This is a genomic window from Halobacillus yeomjeoni (assembly GCF_020171525.1).
Lineage (GTDB): Bacteria > Bacillota > Bacilli > Bacillales > Halobacillaceae > Halobacillus > Halobacillus yeomjeoni.
This window is the reverse complement of the sequence record NZ_JAIVAI010000003.1, coordinates 145,149-168,309: the sequence shown is the minus strand read 5'-3', so window position 1 is coordinate 168,309 and position 23,161 is coordinate 145,149. Positions and strand designations below refer to the sequence as shown.

The window sequence follows — 23,161 nt, the reverse complement described above, 5'->3', positions numbered from 1 at the left end:
ATGGCTAGCAAAAACATAAGCATCAGAGGTGCCCGGGCTCATAACTTGAAAAATATCGACATTGATATTCCTAAGAATAAACTGGTTGTCATGACCGGTTTATCAGGCTCGGGTAAATCATCTCTGGCCTTCGATACGATTTATGCGGAAGGACAGCGACGTTATGTCGAGTCCCTCAGTGCATATGCGAGACAATTTTTAGGACAGATGGATAAGCCGGATGTCGATTCGATTGAAGGACTTTCCCCAGCCATTTCAATCGATCAAAAAACAACCAGCCGAAACCCGAGATCCACTGTCGGGACGGTCACCGAAATTTATGATTACCTGCGACTTTTATTTGCGCGTATCGGCCGCCCGACATGCCCGAAACACGGAATTGAAATCAGCTCTCAAACGGTTCAGCAGATGGTCGACCGTGTCATGGAATATCCGGAACGGACGAAGCTGCAAATTTTAGCACCTGTCGTTTCAGGTCGAAAAGGCGAGCATGCCCGTGTATTCGAACAGCTGCAAAAAGAAGGGTATATCCGACTTCGTGTGAATGGTGAAATGCGCGAAATTTCCGAGGAAATAACGCTTGATAAGAATAAAAAACATTCCATTGAAGTGGTCGTGGATCGAATTGTCGTTAAAGAAGGCGTCGAGGGTCGCTTGTCTGATTCTGTTGAAACGGCGTTGAAATTAGGCGGTGGTCATACAATTGTCGATGTCATCGGTGAAGAAGAACTCATGTTCAGTGAACACCATGCATGTCCGATCTGTGGCTTTTCCGTAAGCGAACTGGAACCTCGGATGTTTTCTTTCAACAGTCCCTATGGTGCCTGCAGCCGCTGTGACGGACTGGGTACTCAGCTGGAAGTGGACATCGACCTCGTCATCCCTGATTGGAATAAGTCACTGAAGGAAAACGCGATTGCGGCGTGGGAGCCGGCAAGTTCCCAGTACTATCCTCAGCTGCTGCAGAGCGTCGCCAACCATTACGGCATTGATATGAACTGTCCGATCAAAGACCTGCCTAAAGAGCATATGGAGCGCGTTTTGTACGGAAGCGGAGATGAAAAAATCCATTTCCGATATGAGAATGACTTCGGAAAGGTAAGGGAAAATGAAATCTTCTTCGAAGGTGTAATCCCGAACATCTCCCGTCGATACCGTGAAACAAGTTCTGATTATATTCGGGAGCAAATGGAAAAATACATGGCTCAGAAGCCGTGCCCGAAATGTAAAGGCAACCGCTTGAATGAAGAAGCATTAGCGGTGTTGATCAACGGAAAGCATATCGGAATCACTACAGATTACTCTGTGACGGAAGCGAAAGAATTCTTTGAAAGCCTCGAACTGACGGAAAAAGAAGAGACCATTGCCCGAATGATTCTAAAAGAAATTTGCGAACGTTTGAGTTTTCTTGCCAATGTCGGACTGGATTATTTGACGCTTTCCAGATCGGCAGGAACGCTTTCTGGTGGTGAGGCGCAGCGGATTCGCCTTGCGACTCAAATCGGCTCTGCATTGACAGGCGTTCTTTACGTATTGGATGAGCCTTCCATCGGTTTACACCAGCGGGATAACGACCGCCTCATCAATACGCTTAAACGAATGAGAGACTTGGACAACACTTTGATTGTCGTCGAGCATGACGAAGATACGATGCTAGCTGCCGATTATCTCATTGATATTGGTCCGGGCGCTGGTGCCCATGGTGGAGATATCGTCACTCAAGGAACTCCAAAACAGGTCATGAAGAGTAAAAAGTCGCTTACAGGACAATATTTATCAGGTAAAAAGTTCATTCCGCTTCCGGCGGAACGAAGAAAGCCTGACGGGCGCTATTTGGAAATCAAGAAAGCGGAAGAAAACAACCTGAAAAAAGTCGATGCCCAAATACCTTTAGGCGTGTTCACCGCTGTGACAGGGGTTTCCGGATCAGGAAAAAGTACCTTGATTAATGAAATCTTATACAAATCTCTTTCAATGAAGCTTCATAAAGGAAAACAGAAGCCCGGGAAACATGAAACGATCGAAGGAATTGAACATTTGGATAAAGTCATCGATATCGATCAGTCTCCGATCGGCCGTACTCCCCGTTCCAATCCGGCAACTTATACGGGTGTGTTTGATGATATCCGCGATGTATTTGCACAGACGAATGAAGCTAAAATCCGTGGATATAAAAAAGGGCGCTTCAGTTTCAACGTCAAAGGCGGACGCTGTGAAGCCTGCCGGGGAGATGGAATCATCAAGATTGAAATGCACTTCCTCCCTGATGTCTATGTGCCTTGTGAAGTTTGTGACGGAAAACGATACAATCGTGAAACATTAGAAGTCAAATACAAAAACAAGAGCATTTCCGATGTTTTGGAGATGACGATCGAGGAAGCTTTGAATTTCTTTGCAAATATTCCTAAGATCAAGCGCAAACTACAGACAGTTGCAGATGTAGGCCTTGAATATATCAAGTTGGGGCAGCCGGCTACAACCCTGTCCGGAGGAGAGGCTCAGAGGGTGAAACTTGCCAGTGAACTACATCGCAGGTCTAATGGTAAATCCTTCTATATCCTGGATGAGCCGACGACTGGTCTTCACGTAGATGATATATCCCGTCTGCTGAAAGTACTGCAGCGTTTAGTCGAAAATGGAGATTCCGTACTCATCATCGAACACAACCTGGATGTCATCAAAGAGGCAGACCATATTGTGGACCTCGGCCCGGAAGGCGGAGAAAATGGCGGACAGATCATCGCATGCGGCACGCCGGAAGAAGTCGCAGAAGAATCTCGTTCCTATACAGGCAAGTATTTAAAACCTGTCTTAGAACGGGACAGGAAACGGATGGAGAAGAAGCTGCAATCCAAGCAGAAAGTGACCAATAAGTAAATGTTTTGACGCTGGGCAGCCTATTCAGTATCGTTAAACAAGAAATGTTTGACGGGAGGAATTGTTAGTGAAAGCAATCGAACAAGAAATCGTGCAAAATAAAATCAATGACTTTGCAGATAAAGATGTGTACGTACACTTAGAAACAACGAATGGCGCATACGCCAGCCATTTCAATGAAAATGCTTATAACGTCGGTGCATTCATCCGCAATGCCAAGGTCCGTTACCAGCATGGAAAAATCGTAAGTACCGGTGGCTCCTACCGTGTAGGCTTGAAGCTCGATCTTGGATGGGTCTATGCGGAAGGTGTTACGGACTTCGAAATTGATGATAAGGATCGTTTGTTGATGGCAGGGCATGATCGTGAAGGCCGGTTGATGGTGGCTTTGGAAATCAGTGAAACACCATTTTCCAATGAGGCTGATGTCCATGAGTAATCAACACGTCCTGGTCATTTTTCCACATCCAGACGATGAATCATTCGGCGCATCAGGTACAATCACCAAGTTCAGAGATGAAGGAGTTCCTGTCACTTACTTATGCGGAACACTGGGAGAAATGGGAAGGAATATGGGGAATCCTGTATTCGCCAACCGTGAAACCCTTTCTTCATTCCGTAAAAAAGAATTGGCAGAAGCAGCAAAGCAGCTGGATATCGATGTCGAGTATCTCGGCTATCGTGACAAAACCCTTGAATTTGAACCGGTCGCTCAGATGGCGGACCATTTGAAACGGAAAATATCCGAGTATAAAGCGACTACGGTCATCACCCATTACCCTGGGTATGCAGTTCACCCTGATCATGATGCTCTCGGAGCTGCAGTTGTAGAAGCTGTCCGTCAAATGGATTCGGATGATAGGCCGGAAGTTTGGATGCATGCAATTTCAAACGATCATGAAGAAGAAATAGGCGAACCGGATATTGTATATGATATCGAGCCGTACTGGGACCGTAAGCTGGCTGCGATTAAAGCCCATTTATCTCAAGCGGATGGGATGATGAGTTTAATTCAAAGTACAGACCAACAGTCCGAACAGTTGGAACGGTTGAAGAAAGAGCGGTTCTACAAGTATCGATTTAAACAGTAATTTCTACGACACCTTGAGAAGGACACACCTTCTTGAGGTGTTTTTTTATAGTTTTTGAAACCTTACCAACGGGAAAGCTGTATTAATAGATAAAGGAGTGGATGCTTTATGAATGAAGAACGCATGAGAGTACTTAAGATGATTGAAGAAGGGACAATATCTGCCGAAGAAGGAAGCAGACTTTTAGATTCATTGGATAAAGAGAAGTCTGAACCTGCGAAGAGTGATAAGAAAACCTATGGCATCAGAAATTTTTTAGAAGATGCGGTTGAAAAAATCAGGAACGCGGACTTTGACTTATCCTTCGGTGATTATGTGGAGTTTACCTATGAAACAGAAACAGAAGATGTAGATTTTAAAGACATCGATCTTTCAATAGCTAATGGTGGAGCAAAAATAGAGTCCTGGGGTGAATCGCACCTGAAAGCGGTCTACGACATCAAAGCTTACCAAGTGGAAAACGAGGAAGAGGCTAGAGAGAGGTTTTTAGCAGATAATCAATTTGAAGTTAAAGGAGATTTACTCCGTATTGCAAGTCCGTCTAAAAAAATCAAGACGAATATCCACTTATACATTCCTGAAAAGTACTATGATTTTATTAAAATGAAACTTTCCAATGGAAGCTTGGATATGAGAAATGTCAAAGCGGATCACATGCATCTCAAAACGGCGAACGGCAAAGTGCAGCTGGAATCTGTGAATGGAGAAAGTTGTAAGATAGGAACAGTCAATGGAGCTGTCCGGGTGACAGAAGGAAAGTTTGATACGTGTGAAACAGATACCGTAAACGGTTCTATAACGTTACGAGGTGAATATGGTAAAAGTGACGCATCCGCTATCAGCGGCAGCATCGTAGTCGAGCATACAGGAGGGCGTGCTCATACAGGTTTTTATAAAACGGGCACTGGAAGTGTAGACATCACGCTGCCGAAACATAAGCAGATCGATGGTGTGCTGCGTTCCAGTATTGGAAAAATCGACTGCCAGCTGGATAACTATAAGATTTTAAGTGATAAAAACGAAGTAGTGAATAAGAAGCTTGAGTTCGAAGCCTTCGAGGAGTTTGGAGAAAGCTTCCACGTCGAGGCAGAAACTAAAACCGGTACCGTGACCGTCAAGCGGGCATTGTAATTGAGTGATTGACAGCAGGGGGGAGGATGTCTTCTTTTTCAGGTAAAACACTGTAATAGAAAGAGGGGATACTATGAAAAACTGGCTGATGCATATCATAGTCAATGCTATTGCCATCATAGCCGTCGGTGCGTTGTTTGAAGCCGTTCAAATCGATGGTGTGGTGGGAGCATTGCTGGCAGGTTTCATTCTTTCCATTTTGAATGCAATTGTCCGTCCTATTCTCGTTATTTTAACACTGCCGATTACGATTCTTTCCCTTGGGTTGTTCCTGCTGGTCATCAACGCGATCACTCTCGTGTTAACAGACCTTCTTCTCGGCAGCACATTTAACATTGACGGGTTTGGAATGGCTTTCGTCGCCGCCATCATCATTGCCCTGATCAACCTTGTATTGAACAGCCTGATCAAAGATATGAAATAAGCACAAACACGAATGCCTGTGCAAGTCATTGAACTTGTGCAGGCTTTTTATGTTCAGTCTCTGTTAAAGTCTGGTGTTGATATTTTGATGGTCCACCCGTCGGGAATTGTGGTTTCGGTCCGTTCTTTGCTAAGAGTATGGGAGGGAAGGGAAAACAGTCCGCTTTCCATGGGGGACGCTTGAGTCTCCTCGAACTTCGTTCTCCGGGGTCTCACCTTGTTCCTTTTTCCCGCAGGAGTCTACCTGTTTTCCCTTCCCTCCCTTTCCCAGTTGGTGTAACGGACTTCTTTTTATAAAGGTATATGACTTTTCCATCCCTCTAAGCCCGTACTTTGTTCAAAGGAATACTTCTATAGGATGAAGGAATCGTCTGGGAGACGTTGAAGAGATTCCATCGAACACGAGTCTCATTCCCAAGGCTGCCTCATACAAATTTTAGGACAAAAAGCTGATATGAGCTCACATGAAAAAAAGCAAAACTCCAATCCATATCAGAGCCTATATATAAATAATCCCAAACTAAAATAAGGCATCATTCACACACTCCTCTAACCTCTGATTCCAACTATAATAGCGGCTGTAATCCCTCGTATGTCCATGGATAGTAAAAACATGCTACAATAGGGGGCAGGAATTGAAGGAATTATAAGGAGGTCGTGGTACCACATGAGTAAGGTTCGCACCGAAGATTTATTAGAACAATTCAAATTGGAATTGATTGCAGGTGAAGATGGTATTCACCGTGAAATACATACGAGCGATATATCTCGCCCTGGTGTCGAGATGACGGGGTATTTCAAATTTTACCCGAAAGATCGTCTTCAGCTGTTAGGAAAAACAGAGCTTTCCTACTTCAATGAACTGAACCAGGAGCAGAGGCAGGATCGTGCTGAGAAACTGTGTACGGATGTGACGCCGGGAATCGTTATCACACGGGGGATGGATATTCCAGTAGAGCTGCACACAGCAGCGAAAGAAGCAGGGGTTCCATTGATGCTTTCCCCATATAAAACGACGAGAGTCATAAGCCGTCTGACGAACTATTTGGAGTCCAAATTTGCTCCTTTCACAGCGATTCACGGTGTTTTGGTCGACATCTACGGGATAGGTGTATTGATTACCGGTCAAAGTGGTGTGGGTAAAAGTGAAACTGCACTTGAACTTGTAAAACGTGGACACCGCCTTGTCGCTGATGACAGCGTTGAAATTCGCCAGGAGGATTATGATACTTTAATCGGAAACAGCCCCCCGCTTATCGAGCACTTGCTTGAAATTCGCGGATTAGGCATCATTAACGTCATGACTCTCTTCGGTGCTGGAGCCGTTCGAAGTTATAAGCGGATCACGCTAGTCATCAACTTGGAATTATGGGATAAACAGAAACAATATGATCGTTTAGGACTTGAGGAAGAAACTATGAAGATCATGGACGTTGAAGTACCGAAAGCCACCATCCCGGTCCGTCCAGGTCGGAACTTGGCTGTCATCATAGAAGTGGCGGCGATGAATTTCCGCTTGAAAAGAATGGGAGTCAATGCCGCAGAAGAATTTTCTGAACGTTTGACGAACGTCATCGATCAGGACCAATTGAAAGAGTAAGGAGGAATTTTCAACATGAGTTGTACGGCAGAGTCCTTAGACCGTGTATTCCTTCAACTTGGTCCTTTATCTATATATTGGTACGGCCTGATCATCGCGACAGGGGCCTTTTTGGGGCTGTTGATCGCAACGAAGGAAACAGAACGTCTAGGTTTGAAAAAAGATTATATGGTCGATATTGTCGTCTATGCTATTCCGGCGGCTATCATCTTCGCACGATTGTATTATGTCATTTTTGAATGGGAACGTTATGTCGGCGGACCTTGGTGGAAAGTGTTTGCCGTCTGGGAAGGCGGTATCGCTATCCACGGAGCATTGATCGGTTCCGTGTTGACCGCTTACTTGTATACGAAACTTAAAGGCTTGTCCTTTTGGATGATTACCGATATAGCTGCGCCAAGTATCATCCTTGGTCAGGCGATCGGTCGGTGGGGAAACTTCATGAACCAAGAAGCCCACGGCGGGCCGGTATCTGAAGCGTTCTATAATAATTTCATGCAGTATCTGCCTGGATTTATCAATCAGCAAATGTGTATCGGAGGAACGTTATATCACCCCACGTTCTTATATGAATCCGTATGGAACATTCTAGGTTTCATTTTCTTGTTGATTCTGAGACATAAGTTCAACCCTCGCCGCGGAGAAGTATTCTTGAGTTATGTCATTTGGTATTCCGTCGGTCGATTCTTCATAGAAGGAATGCGGACTGACAGCCTTTATCTATTTGGAGAGATCCGCACGGCTCAATTCATATCGATCGTTCTTGTCGTCTTAGCGATCGCTGTCATGATTTATCGCCGTAAGACTGGAATGGCAGATAAATATTATGACGGAAAGAAAGTAAAATAGGGGAGAGTACCAGAATGAAAGGAATCATGAAACGAGGAGCCGGGAAAGGGATATCTCTTACTTGGACGCTTGGAAAAGTGATTTTTCCAGTTACCTTGATTGTTACGATCCTTCAGTACACGCCTGTCCTTCCGTGGGTAGTTGAAAAACTAGAACCGCTCATGAAGTTCATCGGCTTATCTGGAGAAGCTGCAGTCCCTCTTGTCGTCGGAAACTTTTTAAACTTATACGCAGGGATTGCAGCGATCATATCGTTTGAATTCACCGTCAAAGAAGTGTTCATCCTGGCGGTCATGATGTCCTTCTCCCACAACTTACTCATCGAATCGACAGTTGCCAAAAAGGTTGGTGTAAGCTGGTGGTTCGTCGCAGGAGTCCGTCTGAGTTTGGCATTCCTATCGGCCGTTTTGATCAACCTCCTTTGGAAAGGTGGGGGTGAAGTAGCTAAATACGGCCTTGCCCCTGAGAAAACTTCTGACCCTGGTGGATGGGGAGAAATCATCTGGCAAGGGTTTCAGACAGCATCCATGGGTGTTTTGCAGCTGGCGCTCATTGTCATCCCTTTGATGATTTTCATGCAATACCTCCGGGAAAAAGGTTGGCTGGACCTTTTTTCCCGGTGGGTTGCCCCTGCCACACGTTTCCTTGGTATGGAGCGGAATACGTCCATGACCTTAGTTGCCGGACTCACCATCGGTCTTGCTTATGGAGCAGGTTTGATGATCCAGGCAGTGGAAGAGGATGGGGTTTCCAAAAAAGATATGTATTTAGCGATTTTGTTTTTAGTTTCTTGTCACGCTGTCGTAGAGGATACGTTGATTTTCATTCCTTTGGGCATACCGGTGTGGCCTCTATTGGCTATCCGTTTAGCTACAGCGATCATTTTGACGGCGGGTGTCGGTTTCGTTTGGAACAGATTACAACAGCAGAGGAAGGATACTTCTTATGAAAATAAATACCATACTTTTTGATTTGGATGGAACGTTGATCGATACGAACGAGTTGATCATTGCTTCTTTCATGCATACGATCGAGCAATACGGAGACCGGGATTATGGAAGGGATGAAGTCCTCGATTTCATCGGTCCCCCTCTAAGAGACAGCTTGAGAAAAATCAACCCGGATCGCGTCGAAGAAATGGTCGAGACATATCGTAAACACAACATTGAAAACCACGATTCGTATGTGAAAGCGTACGACGGAGTGGTGGAAACCATCCGAAAGCTGAAGGAAGAAGATTATCGTTTAGGCATCGTGACGACAAAGATGAGAAATACGGTCCAAATGGGGCTGGAGTTGACGGACCTTGACGGGCTGTTTGAAACGGTCGTCACCCTGGATGACGTAGAACATGCCAAGCCTCATCCGGAGCCGATTTTGAAAGCTCTGGACCAATTGGGTGTCAAAACATCGGAAGCGATGATGGTCGGAGATAATACGCATGATATCGAAGCAGGGAAAAATGCTGGTACAAAAACTGCTGGAGTGGCATGGACGGTCAAAGGGCGAAAAGTTCTGGATGATTTGAACCCTGATTATATGCTTGAAAATATGAGAGAGCTGATTGAAATTACAGGAGGATGACGGATGAGAAACACAGAACGCTATGAAGTGAAAGGAGCTAATTCTTTGTGGCACGTATATAAAACGGTGCCATTCTTCAAAGTGGTCAAAAACTTCATCGTCATCCAGCTTGCAAGATATACGCCATTTCTCGGCATGAAGAACTGGTTGTACCGTACATTTCTGAAGATGGATGTAGGGGAGAAAACCGCCTTCGCCTTGATGGTCATGCTCGATGTCATGTACCCGGAGCGGGTCAAAGTCGGGCGCAATAGTGTCATCGGGTATAACACGACGATACTGGCTCATGAATATTTGATCCAGGAGTACAGGCTTGGGGATGTCCTCATTGGAGATGAGGTGATGATCGGAGCCAACACCACCATTTTACCTGGTGTGAAGATCGGTGATGGTGCCATCGTATCAGCAGGTACACTCGTCCATAAAGATGTTCCTGCAGGAGCATTTGTAGGTGGCAATCCGATGGCGGTCATCTACTCCAAGGAAGAAATGGATGAACGGAGAAGACAGGATGATTTTTTCAATAGAAAAGAGGGATCTTCATGAACTTCAAAGACCCTGTATTACCTGCTGTAAAGACCGTGAAAGAGTTTGAAGCCCTTCTCGACAGTGAGACAGAAGTGATCATTCTCCTCGAAAGTCGTCTGGGCCTTTTAAGAAAACTTGTAAAAGTCGGTCAAAAAGCGGGGAAGAAGATTTTCGTTCATGTCGATTTGATTCAAGGGTTGAAAGCGGATGATTTCGGAATGGAGTATATCGGGCAGGAAGTGAAGCCGGACGGAGTCATTTCCACTAGAGCGCATGTCATACGTCAGGCAAAAAAATACGAGATGGTCAGCGTGCAGCGATTGTTTTTGATTGATAGTCAAGCGATTGAACACAACGTTAAACTTATGAAAAAGTCCCAACCTGATTATGTAGAGGTTTTACCTGGCGTTTTACCGGGAATGATAAGAGAGATTAAAGCCCGTCTGGGTATTCCTGTCATTGCCGGTGGACTCATTCGTCATGCAGATGAAGTCGACGAGGCTATTGAAGCAGGAGCTTCAGCTGTATCGTCTTCACATAAGGATTTATGGCGGTTTTCGCATGATACATAAATCTTTCCTTAGCTGAAGCACTCACCTAGATGTCACACAATTGTCCATCATGGACATTGTGTGATTTTTTTAAAGGCGGGCGTAAGGAAAGGGGCTTGCTGCCATGACAGAATTCATGGGAGAACTGGTCGGAACTATGATCTTAATCATTCTCGGTGGCGGGGTCATAGCCGGTGCCAACTTGAAACATACAAAAGCCGAAGGTAGCTGGGTACTGATTACCGTTGCCTGGGGACTGGCTGTCGCCATGGGGGTGTATGCGGTCAAGCAGGTGAGTGGGGCACATATCAATCCTGCCGTAACCCTTGGTTTAGCTACGGTTGGCGACTTTCCATGGTCGAAAGTACCGATGTACATCGTAGCTCAAACAATGGGAGCATTTATCGGTGCCTCCATCGTCTATTTCCACTACATGCCTCATTGGAAAGACACAGAAGACAAATTAGCGATGAGGTCGGTGTTTTGTACCGATCCTGCGATTCGAAGCCCCATTTCGAACCTGGTCAGTGAGGTCATTGGAACATTTGTGTTGGTCATCGGGATTCTTTTCATCGGTGCCAATGAATTTACAGAAGGGTTGAACCCATTGATTGTAGGACTGTTGATTGTAGCTATCGGTATGTCTCTCGGAGCAACTACGGGATATGCCATCAATCCAGCACGTGATTTTGGTCCGAGACTTGCTCACGCGCTGCTGCCGATTCCGGGTAAAGGGAGTTCGGATTGGGGATACGCCTGGGTTCCGATTATCGGACCTGTAATCGGAGGCATGTACGGCGGTTTGTTCTACGAAGCGATTTTTAAGGCGAACATGACCGGGTGGTTTTGGATTTCTTCACTTCTCATCATCGCGTTATTGTTCGCATCCATGAGGGTGGAGTTGAAAAAAGTCAAAGCGGCTTAAATAGTGTTAATGTTCAATGACGAATAAACTGCATTAAGATTTTTTGGATGATCCCTGTATTAAACAGCGTTAAAAAGAAGACTCTGTTAAAGTTCCGTGTAGAATTATAGGTTCGGTCCGTTTTTTGAACAGAGCATGGGATGGCAGGGAAAACAGTCCGCTTTCCGCGGGGAACGCTTTAGCCTCCTTGAACTTCGTTCTCCGGGGTCTCATCTTGTTCCTTTTTCCCGCAGGAGTCTACCTGTTTTCCCTGCCATCCCGTTCGTAGTTGGTGTAACGGACTTCGGCTATGGCCTTTCCGACCCTTCTACTTGGAAGAGGCGGCCTTGGGAATGGCGAGACTCCTGTGGGATAAAGGTACATCGTGAGACCCCGGAAGGCGCAGCCTGAGGAGGCTCACGGTACCCCACGGAAAGGGAGTCATTCCCAAGGCATCCTCACACAAATTTTAGGACAGAAAGAGTTGGTATAAGCTCACATATGAAATAACAACACGAAGCAATAACAGAGCCAAAAAGAAGAGTAGGAGGAATTCACGATGGAAAAGTATATTTTATCAATCGATCAAGGCACGACTAGTTCGAGAGCTATTCTTTTCAACCAGGATGGAGAAATTGTGGAAACCGGACAAAAAGAGTTCGAACAATATTTTCCAAAGCCAGGATGGGTAGAACATGATGCGAACGAGATTTGGACTTCTGTATTAAGTTGTATGGCAGATGTGTTGAGAAAAGCGGATGTCAATCCTGAGCAAGTAGAAGGGATAGGGATCACCAACCAGAGGGAAACGACCGTGGTCTGGGATAAGAATACAGGCAAGCCTATTTACCGTGCTGTCGTGTGGCAGTCCCGTCAAACGCAGGGGATTTGTGATGAGCTTCGTGAGAAAGGGTTGAATGATACTTTCCGAGACAAGACAGGCCTTCTATTAGACCCTTACTTTGCTGGTACAAAAGTGAAGTGGATTCTTGATCACGTCGATGGCGCACGGGAGAAAGCAGAAAACGGGGATTTGATGTTCGGAACGATCGATACGTGGCTGATTTATAAATTGTCAGGTGGAAAAGCGCATGTGACCGATTATTCCAACGCATCACGGACCTTGATGTATAATATTTTCGACTTGGAATGGGATGACGAGCTCCTGGACATCCTGGAGGTGCCGAAAAGCATGCTCCCGGAAGTTAAACCATCCTCAGAAGTTTATGCCCATACGGTCGACTATCATTTTTATGGAAAAGAAGTGCCGATCGCTGGAATAGCTGGAGATCAGCAGGCTGCATTGTTCGGTCAAGCCTGCTTTGAAAAAGGAATGGCCAAAAATACTTATGGAACAGGCGGTTTCATGCTGATGAATACAGGGGAGGAAGCAGTCAAATCTGAAAACGGATTGTTGACGACGCTCGCCTGGGGTGTGGACGGCAAAGTTGAATATGCTCTGGAAGGGAGTATATTCGTATCTGGATCGGCCATCCAATGGCTCCGTGACGGTCTCAAAATGATTGAAAGCGCTCCTGAAAGTGAAGAAATTGCAGGAGAGGTCAACTCGACAGATGGAGTATACGTCGTTCCAGCTTTTGTTGGACTGGGCACCCCATACTGGGATAGTGAAGCTCGTGGATCTGTATTCGGATTGACCCGTGGAACGACGAAGGCGCATTTCGTCCGTGCCACATTGGAATCTCTTGCCTACCAAACGAAAGATGTCGTCGATGCGATGGTGGAGGATTCTGGAATCGAATTGAAAAAGCTGCGCGTAGATGGTGGAGCTGTCAAAAACAACCTGCTTATGCAGTTCCAGAGTGATTTATTGGATGTCACCGTGGAACGTCCTGAAGTGAATGAAACGACCGCTCTTGGAGCTGCCTATCTTGCTGGACTTGCAGTTGGTTTTTGGGAAAGTAAAGATGATATCAGGAAACGCTGGGAAGTAGAGCGTGAATTTGATCCGACGATGGATCAAAAGAAGAGAGAAACTCTCTATAAAGGATGGCAGAAAGCGGTCGAAGCCACCCGGGTTTTTAAAACAGATTAAATGGTGGACAGAATCCACATATCTGTTACAATGTAAGCAACAAGTTAATGCAAACGGTCGGAGATACGGAGAGACCACGAAACTTTATGCTGGGCATAAAGTCTTTCGTGGTCTCTTTTTTTATTCCCGTCATCGATGATGTGTGTAAAAGGACATATTTCTATGCAGATTAGGGAATAAAGGTATCATATGACATTGAAAAATTTGAGCCATCATATAAAAGGAGAGATCGGAATGACTTCATTTTCTAGTTACGAAAGAAACGAACAATTTCAAAAACTGACCCAGGAAGAGTGGGACGTCCTTGTCATCGGAGGAGGAATTACCGGCTCAGGAATTGCATTGGATGCAGCCAGCCGAGGAATGAAAACGGCGGTAGTGGAAATGCAGGACTTTGCTGCCGGTACATCAAGCCGTTCCACAAAGCTTGTCCATGGCGGTTTGCGTTATTTGAAACAATTTGAAGTGAAAATGGTGGCCGAAGTAGGAAAAGAACGGGAAATCGTTTATGAAAATGGACCACATGTCACAACTCCGGAATGGATGATGCTTCCTTTCCACGAAGGAGGAAATTTCGGTCCATTATCTACGAACCTCGGCCTTCGTGTTTATGATTATTTGGCTGGAGTGAAAAAGTCAGAACGTCGTACGATGCTTACTCCTGAAGAAGCGATTGAGCGGGAGCCGTTGGTTAAGAGAGAAGGTCTCAAAGGTGCAGGAGTCTACGTAGAATATAAAACGGACGATGCCCGCCTTACGCTGGAAGTGATGAAAAAAGCGGTTGAGTATGGAGCATGCTCAACGAACTATGCGAAAGTCGTCGACTTCATCTACAACGAGCATGGTACATTGAGCGGAGCGAAAATCGAGGATACCGTCACTGGTGAGCAATACCATGTAAAAGCCAAGAAGATCATCAATGCTGGTGGTCCTTGGGTGGATGAACTACGCGAGATCGATGGATCTAAAAAAGGGAAAACCCTTCAACTGACAAAAGGTGTCCACCTCGTTTTCGATCAATCCGTATTCCCGTTGAAGCAGGCGATCTATTTCGACAGCCCGGATGGTCGTATGATTTTCGCTATTCCTCGTGATGGAAAAACGTATGTAGGAACGACCGATACCAAATATACAGAAGAAATTGCTCATCCGACGATGACCGAAGAAGACAGGGATTATATTTTGGATGCGATCAAGATGATGTTCCCTACGGTTGAGGTGACAGCGGATGATGTGGAATCAAGCTGGGCCGGCATCCGTCCATTGATCCATGAAGAAGGGAAAGACCCTTCAGAAATCTCCAGAAAGGACGAGATCTTCATTTCGGATTCAGGTCTCATTTCAATGGCTGGAGGTAAGCTGACCGGTTACCGGAAGATGGCGGAAACAGCTGTCGGTATCGTAAGAGATCAGTTGATGGAAGAGTACGGCATCCGTTACTCGGATTCGGAGACGAAACACATGCCGATTTCCGGCGGGGAAGTGAACGGATCGAAAGGTTTCGAACGCTTTAAGACCGAACGTATCAACATCGGGCAGTCTCTTGGATTGAGTGAAAAACAGGCGGATCGGCTCGTGCGACTTTATGGAGCGAATGTAGATAAAGTGTACGGCATTTATAAGAACCGTAAGCAAGATGCAGAAAAAGAAAATATCGATCCGGTTGTTTTTGCTCAACTCGTATACGGCTTGGAAAACGAATTGACTTTCAAACCGGTCGACTTCTTCGTAAGACGTACAGGAGCGTTGTTCTTTGATATTCAATGGGTACACGATCATAAAGAATCAGTTATTGAATTCATGGCAAAAGAACTGGGTTATTCAGATGAACAGAAGAAACAATATACGGATGAATTGAATCTTCTTTTGGAAGAAGCAGACACTCCAGTTGAGTATGTGAAGTAAGATACTGAAGCCTCCCACAAATCATGTGGGAGGCTTTTTTCTGGACTCATTAAATAGAGTATTTTCATTGAAATGAAACTTCTGCACGTTCCCATCCGTAATCATTGTGAGAGGAGGAAGTGAAATGACAGATGTCAGAGAATTGATTGAAAAAGACGGAAAACGTCAACTCATAACAGGAGCCTGTTTGGCTGCCGTATCTCTTATTTTTATTATCGGATTTTTTACATATGATCCAGGAAGCACTGTCCTTGCATTCTTGTATGGTCCTCTATTTGCAATCAGTGGGGGGAGATTGATTCAAATGGGATATCGGGATATACAAAAAGCGAAACGCACCGAGCGTGCCCTGAAGGACGATGAAGATATATTTTTTGATAAGGCGCCCGCCCGCATGTACATAGGAGCGAATGAAAAAGAAGCCGGAGAATCTCATATGTATGATATGAATAAACAAATTTATTTCTCAGTTCAAGAGAAGACGAGAAGCAGACACAGCCTGGTTTCTTTCTTTGCCACCTTTCTTTCCTATGGTTCAATTCGACCTGCGGATTATAAGATGAGGGCCGATCATGGAAAGGAAATCTATCATCTGGAGAAAAAGGGTGGATTCACCTGGAGGGGCTATGTCCAGCAGATGGATGGAACCTATGTCGCATACACGAAAGAAATGAAAAATAAATCGACGGGACAAAAAGTCTACCGGTATATTGAGAAAAATTATGTCCGTTGGAGTGCAGAGGGAGATCCTGTGATTGGCCATTTCACCATCAAGGATCAGGATGGAAATGTGTGGGCGGTCATGAAAGAAGGAGCTATTCCACGTGAAGCAGCTGACGACTTCAATGATGTATACGGTTCTCTGATCGAGTGGAAAAAGCGGGATGACATCCCGCATTCCCTGGTCGCCTTTTTATTTTTGCTGCAAACCAGGTACCGCTGAGTATAGACACCTCTATTTTGTTGAGATTAAACAAATAGAGGTGTTTTTTGTTTCTAAGATTACGCAGAGAAACTTTATATTTTTTCCCCTGATCATCCTAAATAAGACATAATTCGGAAAATTCGTTCAAAAAACACACCAAAGGCAGGTTAACACCCGTTTTTCGTCTTAGTTTCTGCTATGATGAAAGAGGGAAACCATGGAGTATTAATGATTGACGGTATATCTTCATTTTGTTAGCATGTTAACATATTAGCGAAGTAAAGGATTTGTCGAAAGGAATGAATTCCATTGGTAAAGCGTTTAATGTTTGAAAAACCACTGGGAATGCGCGATACGCTTCCCTTTTTTTATAGACAAAAAGCAAAAGTAAGAAAACAGTTATCGGAAGAAATCATTGCCCACGGCTACTCCTTTATGGACACGCCTTTTCTTGAATATCACGAAACAGTGGGAGAAGTGAGTGCAACCTTGGATCAGCAGTTGTTCAAGCTGCTGGACCAGCAAGGGCACACGCTCGTACTGCGTCCGGACATGACAGCTCCCATAGCACGCGTAGCTGCTTCACAATTGAAGAATTCTGAATTTCCTCTTCGTCTTGCCTATGATGGACCGGTTTTCCGTGCTCAACAGACGGAGGGTGGAAAGCCTGCACAATTTGAACAAGTGGGGACAGAATTGATCGGCGATCATTCATCGTTCGGTGATGCAGAAGTGATCGCTTTGTTAGTCGATTCGTTGAAAAAAGCAGGTCTTGACGATTTCGTCATTACCGTAGGTCACATCGGTTATGTAAAAGCTTTTTTCAGTGATCTTCTTGAAGATGACGATGAAACGATCGATCGTCTATTAGAGTACCTATATAGAAAAAATTATGTAGGGTTTAGAGAAGCCGTTAAACAACTCTCGATCAAACACGATAAACAGCAGGCTCTGCTTCAGCTTCTTTCCCTTCGTGGAGGAGAAGAAATCTTCGAATCAAGCCGATCACTGGCTCGTAACCAATCGTGTATGCAGGCGGTCAATGACTTGAAACAGCTTTATCGTCTATTGAAACAACATGGAGTGGAGAAGTATATCCAATTCGACTTGAATTTGATCAGTCACATGGATTATTACACCGGCATTCTATTCGAAGGCTATGCTCCCAATCTTGGAGCGCTGCTATGTAATGGCGGGCGCTATGATGCGTTACTGCCTTCCTTCCAGCTCAATGCTTCCGCGACCGGTTTCGCGATCCACGTAGAACGTCTGGTAGAAGCGCTGAATGAAAGTGAAGATAACGATGAACGTATAGGAATCATCGTAGATGACGACTCGTTCCAGCGAGGGATGCAAAAAGCGAAGGAATACAGAAAGAATGGATATTCTGTATTGCTTCAACATGTTGATCAAATCCCGGATGTTCAATCATTCAAGCAGGAATTAGCAAATACAGAAGATATGACAGAGGCTGGGGGTGGACAGGATGAGTAACAAACTTACCATTGCTATGCCGAAGGGACGCATTTATGAAGAAGCGGCAGAACTTATGAAACAGGCCGGTTATGATTTGGGAGCGGACCAGGATGAGTCGAGGAAATTGATTCTTGAATTTCCGGAACAAAACATTCAAATCATGATGGCGAAACCGATGGACGTTGTCACTTATGTAGAGTATGGTGCTGCAGATATCGGAATTGCAGGTAAAGATGTGCTGCTCGAGCAGGACCGGGATGTTTATGAAGTCCTGGATTTGAAAATCAGTCCTTGCTATGTAGCAGTGGCAGGCCTGCCTGATCAGCCGATGAACCGGATTGCGCCTAAAATCGCTACGAAATATCCGAAAGTCGCTTCGGATTATTTCCGAGAACAAGGCGAGCAGATAGAAATCATTCCATTGAATGGTTCGATTGAATTGGCGCCGCTGATCGGTTTGGCGGATCGAATTGTCGATATCGTGTCTACCGGCCGCACGCTTAGAGAAAATGGATTAGTCGAATACGAAAAGATTGCAGATATCACATCCCGGTTGATCGTAAACCCTGTCAGCTATCGATTGAAAAGTGAGGAGATCGACCGGATGGTAAATAAATTGAGTGAGGTCATGGAAGGGGAAGAAGTATGAAAATCATCCGAAAAAGTGACCGGATCAATCTAAGACGTACAGTCGATCAAGGGACCGAAGAACAGAGAAAAATTGTCCAATCCATTATCCAGGATGTGAAAGAAAACGGTGATCAAGCCGTTTTATCCTATACAGAGCGTTTTGACGGTGTGAAACTTGATGATTACAAAGTGACCAGCGAAGAATTTGAAGAAGCGTATGATTCACTGGATGGAGAATACGTGCAAATTTTGAAAGAAGCCGCAGACAATATCCGGGCTTTCCATGAAAAACAATCGACGAAATCATGGTTTGACACACAAAGTAATGGAACGATCTTAGGACAAAAGATCACACCGATCGATGCTGCAGGTGTATATGTTCCAGGCGGTACGGCCGCATATCCTTCATCCGTTTTCATGAACATCATTCCAGCGCAAGTCGCGGGTGTGGAGAGGATTGTGATGGTGACTCCTCCCGGGAAGGATGGAAAAGTACCTGCGGGAGTGCTCCTATCCGCTCATATTTTAGGTGTGGAAGATGTTTATAAAGTCGGCGGCGCTCAGGCAGTAGCGGCTCTGGCTTACGGTACGGAATCGATTCAAGCCGTCGATAAAATCACAGGACCCGGGAATGTATTCGTTGCGCTCGCAAAGCGTGAGGTTTTCGGAGATGTCGATATCGATATGATTGCCGGTCCCAGTGAAATTGCCGTCTTAGCTGATGATACGGCTGAAGCTGCAGAAGTGGCAGGGGATTTACTATCGCAGGCTGAGCACGATGCAAGGTCTTCAAGCGTTCTTGTCACCACCAGTTCTTCATTAGCTGAGCAGGTCCAATCGGAAGTAGAGAGGCAGCTTGCCGACCTTCCGAGAGAAGAAATTGCAAGGAAAAGCGTTGAAGACTACGGCATGATCATTCTTTGTGAAACGTGGAATGAAGCAGTAGAAACCATCAATGAAATCGCTCCTGAACACTTGGAAATCATTACGGAAGATCCATTTCAAGAGTTAGGAAGAATCAAGCATGCTGGAGCGATTTTCCTCGGGCCATACAGTAGTGAACCGGTCGGGGACTACTTTGCTGGACCCAATCATGTGCTTCCGACCAATGGAACGGCTCGTTTTTCAAGTCCATTGAACGTCGATGACTTTGTGAAAAAATCGAGTGTGATTTCATACAGTGCACAAGCTATGAAGGAAAATGCTGATAAAATTGCCAGGTTCGCACGGTTGGAAGGGTTGGAAGCCCATGCGCGCGCCGTGGAGATACGTAAGGAGCGATGGAAATCATGAATGATCGAAAAGCTGAAATCAAGAGAAAGACGAGAGAGACAGATATCGAGTTGGAGCTTTCCATAGATGGACAGGGAAGCTCCGACTTGGACGTACAAACGCCATTTTTATCCCACATGTTGGAACTTTTCGCTAAGCATGGGCTTTTCAATTTGACAGTCAAAGGTCATGGAGATGTTGAGGTGGATGACCACCATTTGACCGAAGATATCGGAATCTGTCTCGGACAAGCGTTTCGTGAAGCGGTAGGGGACAAACACGGCATGAAACGTTATGGATCCATGACGCTGCCGATGGATGAAACGTTAGTCACGGTAGCCGTGGACTTGAGTGACCGTCCACATTTCGAATGGAAGGCTGAGCTGCCAAAAGGGCGTGTCGGTACGTTTGATACAGAAAACGTCCATGAATTTTTCTGGAAATTTGCAGTAGAAGCTCGAATGAATTTACATATCGTCCTTCATCATGGTCATAATACGCACCATATCATTGAAGCGATGTTCAAGGCTTTAGCCAGAGCACTGGATGAAGCGACTCAAATCGATCCTCGTGTCAAAGGAGTACCGAGTACGAAAGGAAGTTTATGATGATAGGAATCATTGATTACGGAATGGGGAATTTATTCAGTGTTTCAAAAGCTTTGGAGCGTCTGGATGTCCCTTATAAGGTGGGAGACCGCCCTGAAAAAATCTCTGAATGTGACGGATATATTCTTCCCGGCGTCGGAGCGTTTCCTGATGCGATGAAAGCTTTGGGGGACCATGGATTCATCACATTCATCAAGGAGAAAGTGAATGAGGGCGTGCCTATTTATGGGATCTGCCTGGGTATGCAGCTTTTATTTGAGTCCAGTGAGGAAGGTGGACAAACGGAGGGGCTTGGTTTATTTCCTGGAACCATCGTCAAGTTTCCTGGTGTGGATGAAAACGGCAATTCTTATAAAGTCCCACATATGGGGTGGAACAGGTTGAACATTCATCAACCGGATAAGGGGTTACTGAACGAAGTCGGGGAGGACTTTGTTTATTTCGTCCACTCGTTTGTCGTTCAAACCGATCACCCTGAAATTTTATATGCAACCTCTGACTATCATTTAGAGGTTCCTGCAATCATTGGAAGAGGAAATTTAGTAGCCAGTCAATTCCACCCTGAAAAAAGTGGAGAACCTGGCATGCGGCTCTTAGAAAACTTTTGTAAAGTAATGGTCAAACAGTGAGGAGTTTTTAAATGAGTTTTACAATCTATCCGGCTATCGATATGAGAGATGGAAAATGTGTACGATTGGAACAAGGGGATTTTGATAAAGAAACGGTATATGGAGAAGATCCATTTGAAGTAGCTAAAGAATTCGCAGCAGCAGGTGCTTCATGGATTCACATGGTAGATCTTGATGGAGCGAAAGAAGGTTCCAAACAAAATGCTGGTCATGTGTTGCGGGTAGCGAATGAGTTGGATTGCCGCGTTCAAATCGGTGGAGGAATCCGTTCTGAAGAAGATGTCCGCTTTTATCTGGATCAAGGCGTCGACCGTGTCATCATCGGTTCATTGGCAGTAAGGGATCCGAAATTGACGAAAAGCTTGATCCGAAAATACAAAGAAAAAATAGCGATTGGTTTAGATGCGAGGGACGGATATGTCTCAACAGAAGGGTGGCTTGAGTCTTCAGAAGTGAAGGCGGTCGACCTTGGACTTGCATTAGCGGAAGAAGGAGCGCAAACGTTCATCTACACGGATATTGCGAAAGATGGAATGCTTTCAGGTCCGAATGTACAGGAAATCGTACATTTAGCTAAGGAGACGGGTGTGGATGTCATTGCATCTGGTGGAATCCAGGGTCTTGCGGACCTTCAAGTGTTGAAGCAGTACCAGACGCAGCATGTAATCGGTTCTATTGTCGGAAAAGCTCTCTATTCCAACCGCTTCAGCTTGTCAGAAGCCCTAGAAGTGGAGGAGTCCTGATGTTATCCAAACGAATCATCCCGTGTTTAGATGTAAAGGACGGGCGAGTCGTCAAAGGCATTCAGTTTGTGGATATTCGTGATGCTGGAGATCCGGTGGAGCTGGCTAAAGTCTATGATGAACAAGGAGCGGATGAGCTCGTATTTTTAGATATTTCTGCAAGTCATGAAGGAAAGAAAACGATGATTGATGTCGTTCGCTCTGTTGCGTCTGAACTGGCCATTCCTTTTACGGTTGGAGGAGGTATCCGGACGCTTGAGGATATCAAAGAAACTCTCCGGAATGGTGCCGATAAAGTTTCGCTCAACTCATCTGCAGTCCAACGCCCTGAATTGATTACTGAGGGGGCAGACTACTTTGGAAGCCAATGTATCGTTGTCGCCATCGATGCTCGTTATGATGAAGAATTGAAATCATGGCGGGTCTATACACACGGGGGAAGAACTCCGACGGACTGGGAAGTGACCGAATGGGCGCAGGAAGCGGTACGTCTGGGTGCTGGTGAAATCCTGCTGACGTCTATGAACAAAGATGGGGAAAAGACTGGTTTTGATCTTCCGCTCCTTGAGGCTGTCCAAAAAGTAGTGAGTGTCCCTGTCATCGCTTCAGGCGGTGCGGGTTCGAGTGAGCATTTTTATGAAGTATTCACCGAAGTCGATGCAGACGCAGCATTGGCTGCATCCATATTCCATTACAAAGAAACTTCTGTCATGAATGTAAAAAGCTATTTGAAAGAGAGAGGAGTGACCGTCCGATGAATATAAAAGACATCAAGTTTGACGAAAAAGGTCTCGTACCTGCCATTGTCCAAGATGCACGCTCAAAATCCGTTTTGACTCTGGCTTACATGAGTAAAGAGTCTTTAGAAAAAACGCTGGAGGTCGGAGAGACTGTATTTTACAGCCGATCCCGCCAGGAGCTATGGCACAAAGGTGAAACATCCGGCAATATTCAAAAGGTCAAAGAAATCCGTTATGATTGCGACCAGGATGCTCTCCTCGTTCAAGTCATCCCTCAAGGCCCGGCTTGTCACAAAGGAGATTACAGCTGTTTTTCTGAAAGATTGACTGAAGGAAGTACATCTCCGAAAGAGGACCGTTATTACATTTTAGATCAGTTACAACAAGTGTTGGCTGAAAGAAAGTCGACGCTGCCTGAAGGCTCCTACACAGCGCAATTGTTCCAGGAAGGTGTGGACAGGATTGCGAAAAAGATCGGTGAAGAAGCGGGTGAAGTCATTATTGCTGCTAAAAATGATGACCCGGAGGAAATGGCGCTTGAATCCGCCGACCTTCTCTTCCACCTTTTACTTCTTCTGACAGACCGAAATGTCTCCTTGGATGAAGTACTGAATGTATTGGAAAAACGTCATTCTTGAA

At 45.3% G+C, this 23,161-nt stretch carries 24 protein-coding genes; all 24 read left to right on the top strand.

Translation table 11 applies throughout. The annotated features are described in order from the left end of the window. The 24 genes from uvrA (at position 1) to hisIE (ending at position 23,160) form a co-directional block, all read left to right on the top strand. Positions 1-2,877, top strand: coding sequence for an excinuclease ABC subunit UvrA (gene uvrA / locus LCL89_RS11375; RefSeq protein WP_224810193.1), 2,877 nt, complete (start codon positions 1-3; stop codon positions 2,875-2,877). Between the two features lie 67 nt (positions 2,878-2,944). Further along, the gene (locus tag LCL89_RS11370; RefSeq protein WP_197317516.1) at positions 2,945-3,316 is read left to right on the top strand and encodes a YojF family protein; all 372 of its coding nucleotides are present in this window, start codon (positions 2,945-2,947) and stop codon (positions 3,314-3,316) included. Continuing rightward, positions 3,309-3,968 (top strand): bacillithiol biosynthesis deacetylase BshB2, encoded by a 660-nt coding sequence (gene bshB2 / locus LCL89_RS11365; RefSeq protein WP_224810192.1) that lies wholly within the window; start codon positions 3,309-3,311, stop codon positions 3,966-3,968. Before LCL89_RS11370 ends, bshB2 begins: the two co-directional genes overlap by 8 nt. A gap of 108 nt (positions 3,969-4,076) precedes the next feature. Beyond that, positions 4,077-5,099 (top strand): DUF4097 family beta strand repeat-containing protein, encoded by a 1,023-nt coding sequence (locus LCL89_RS11360; RefSeq protein ID WP_224810191.1) that lies wholly within the window; start codon positions 4,077-4,079, stop codon positions 5,097-5,099. A 73-nt stretch (positions 5,100-5,172) separates the two neighbouring features. Beyond that, positions 5,173-5,523, top strand: coding sequence for a phage holin family protein (locus tag LCL89_RS11355; RefSeq protein WP_224810190.1), 351 nt, complete (start codon positions 5,173-5,175; stop codon positions 5,521-5,523). Between the two features lie 12 nt (positions 5,524-5,535). Next, positions 5,536-5,706, top strand: a complete 171-nt coding sequence (locus LCL89_RS11350; RefSeq protein ID WP_224810189.1) for a hypothetical protein — start codon at positions 5,536-5,538, stop codon at positions 5,704-5,706. Positions 5,707-6,189: 483 nt separating this feature from the next. Then, entirely contained in the window at positions 6,190-7,122 is a 933-nt protein-coding gene (gene hprK, locus LCL89_RS11345; RefSeq protein ID WP_224810188.1) for an HPr(Ser) kinase/phosphatase, read from the top strand. A 15-nt stretch (positions 7,123-7,137) separates the two neighbouring features. Beyond that, positions 7,138-7,971, top strand: a complete 834-nt coding sequence (gene lgt, locus LCL89_RS11340; RefSeq protein ID WP_224810187.1) for a prolipoprotein diacylglyceryl transferase — start codon at positions 7,138-7,140, stop codon at positions 7,969-7,971. A gap of 14 nt (positions 7,972-7,985) precedes the next feature. Further along, a complete protein-coding gene (locus tag LCL89_RS11335) occupies positions 7,986-8,942 on the top strand; it encodes a nucleoside recognition domain-containing protein (RefSeq protein ID WP_224810186.1) in 957 nt (318 codons plus the stop codon). Next, complete coding sequence (ppaX, locus tag LCL89_RS11330; protein WP_224810185.1) at positions 8,917-9,555, top strand: pyrophosphatase PpaX; 639 nt, start codon at positions 8,917-8,919, stop codon at positions 9,553-9,555. The genes LCL89_RS11335 and ppaX overlap by 26 nt, the downstream gene beginning before the upstream one ends. A gap of 3 nt (positions 9,556-9,558) precedes the next feature. Continuing rightward, positions 9,559-10,101: an acyltransferase gene (locus LCL89_RS11325; protein ID WP_224810184.1), complete on the top strand. Its 543-nt coding sequence runs from the start codon at positions 9,559-9,561 to the stop codon at positions 10,099-10,101. Next, on the top strand, positions 10,098-10,655 hold the full coding sequence (locus LCL89_RS11320) for a glycerol-3-phosphate responsive antiterminator (protein ID WP_197317525.1): 558 nt from the start codon (positions 10,098-10,100) through the stop codon (positions 10,653-10,655). Before LCL89_RS11325 ends, LCL89_RS11320 begins: the two co-directional genes overlap by 4 nt. A 103-nt stretch (positions 10,656-10,758) precedes the next feature. Beyond that, entirely contained in the window at positions 10,759-11,559 is an 801-nt protein-coding gene (locus LCL89_RS11315; RefSeq protein ID WP_224810183.1) for an MIP/aquaporin family protein, read from the top strand. A 538-nt stretch (positions 11,560-12,097) separates the two neighbouring features. Continuing rightward, complete coding sequence (gene glpK / locus LCL89_RS11310) at positions 12,098-13,594, top strand: glycerol kinase GlpK (RefSeq protein ID WP_224810182.1); 1,497 nt, start codon at positions 12,098-12,100, stop codon at positions 13,592-13,594. A 234-nt stretch (positions 13,595-13,828) separates the two neighbouring features. Next, complete coding sequence (locus LCL89_RS11305; protein ID WP_197317528.1) at positions 13,829-15,499, top strand: glycerol-3-phosphate dehydrogenase/oxidase; 1,671 nt, start codon at positions 13,829-13,831, stop codon at positions 15,497-15,499. A 124-nt stretch (positions 15,500-15,623) separates the two neighbouring features. Further along, a complete protein-coding gene (locus tag LCL89_RS11300) occupies positions 15,624-16,442 on the top strand; it encodes a hypothetical protein (RefSeq protein WP_224810181.1) in 819 nt (272 codons plus the stop codon). Between the two features lie 291 nt (positions 16,443-16,733). Continuing rightward, the gene (locus LCL89_RS11295) at positions 16,734-17,918 is read left to right on the top strand and encodes an ATP phosphoribosyltransferase regulatory subunit (RefSeq protein ID WP_224810180.1); all 1,185 of its coding nucleotides are present in this window, start codon (positions 16,734-16,736) and stop codon (positions 17,916-17,918) included. Then, a complete protein-coding gene (hisG, locus tag LCL89_RS11290) occupies positions 17,911-18,549 on the top strand; it encodes an ATP phosphoribosyltransferase (RefSeq protein WP_224810179.1) in 639 nt (212 codons plus the stop codon). The genes LCL89_RS11295 and hisG overlap by 8 nt, the downstream gene beginning before the upstream one ends. Then, positions 18,546-19,823, top strand: a complete 1,278-nt coding sequence (hisD, locus tag LCL89_RS11285) for a histidinol dehydrogenase (RefSeq protein WP_224810178.1) — start codon at positions 18,546-18,548, stop codon at positions 19,821-19,823. The genes hisG and hisD overlap by 4 nt, the downstream gene beginning before the upstream one ends. Next, positions 19,811-20,410 carry an imidazoleglycerol-phosphate dehydratase HisB gene (hisB, locus tag LCL89_RS11280; RefSeq protein ID WP_224810177.1) on the top strand — a complete coding sequence of 200 codons (600 nt, stop codon included), beginning with the start codon at positions 19,811-19,813 and terminating at the stop codon, positions 20,408-20,410. Before hisD ends, hisB begins: the two co-directional genes overlap by 13 nt. Next, positions 20,410-21,039 carry an imidazole glycerol phosphate synthase subunit HisH gene (hisH, locus tag LCL89_RS11275; RefSeq protein WP_224810278.1) on the top strand — a complete coding sequence of 210 codons (630 nt, stop codon included), beginning with the start codon at positions 20,410-20,412 and terminating at the stop codon, positions 21,037-21,039. Before hisB ends, hisH begins: the two co-directional genes overlap by 1 nt. Positions 21,040-21,050: 11 nt before the next feature. Further along, on the top strand, positions 21,051-21,782 hold the full coding sequence (gene hisA, locus LCL89_RS11270; protein ID WP_224810176.1) for a 1-(5-phosphoribosyl)-5-[(5-phosphoribosylamino)methylideneamino]imidazole-4-carboxamide isomerase: 732 nt from the start codon (positions 21,051-21,053) through the stop codon (positions 21,780-21,782). After that, complete coding sequence (gene hisF / locus LCL89_RS11265; RefSeq protein ID WP_224810175.1) at positions 21,782-22,540, top strand: imidazole glycerol phosphate synthase subunit HisF; 759 nt, start codon at positions 21,782-21,784, stop codon at positions 22,538-22,540. Before hisA ends, hisF begins: the two co-directional genes overlap by 1 nt. Continuing rightward, a complete protein-coding gene (gene hisIE / locus LCL89_RS11260) occupies positions 22,537-23,160 on the top strand; it encodes a bifunctional phosphoribosyl-AMP cyclohydrolase/phosphoribosyl-ATP diphosphatase HisIE (protein ID WP_224810174.1) in 624 nt (207 codons plus the stop codon). The genes hisF and hisIE overlap by 4 nt, the downstream gene beginning before the upstream one ends. Position 23,161: the final 1 nt, after the last annotated feature.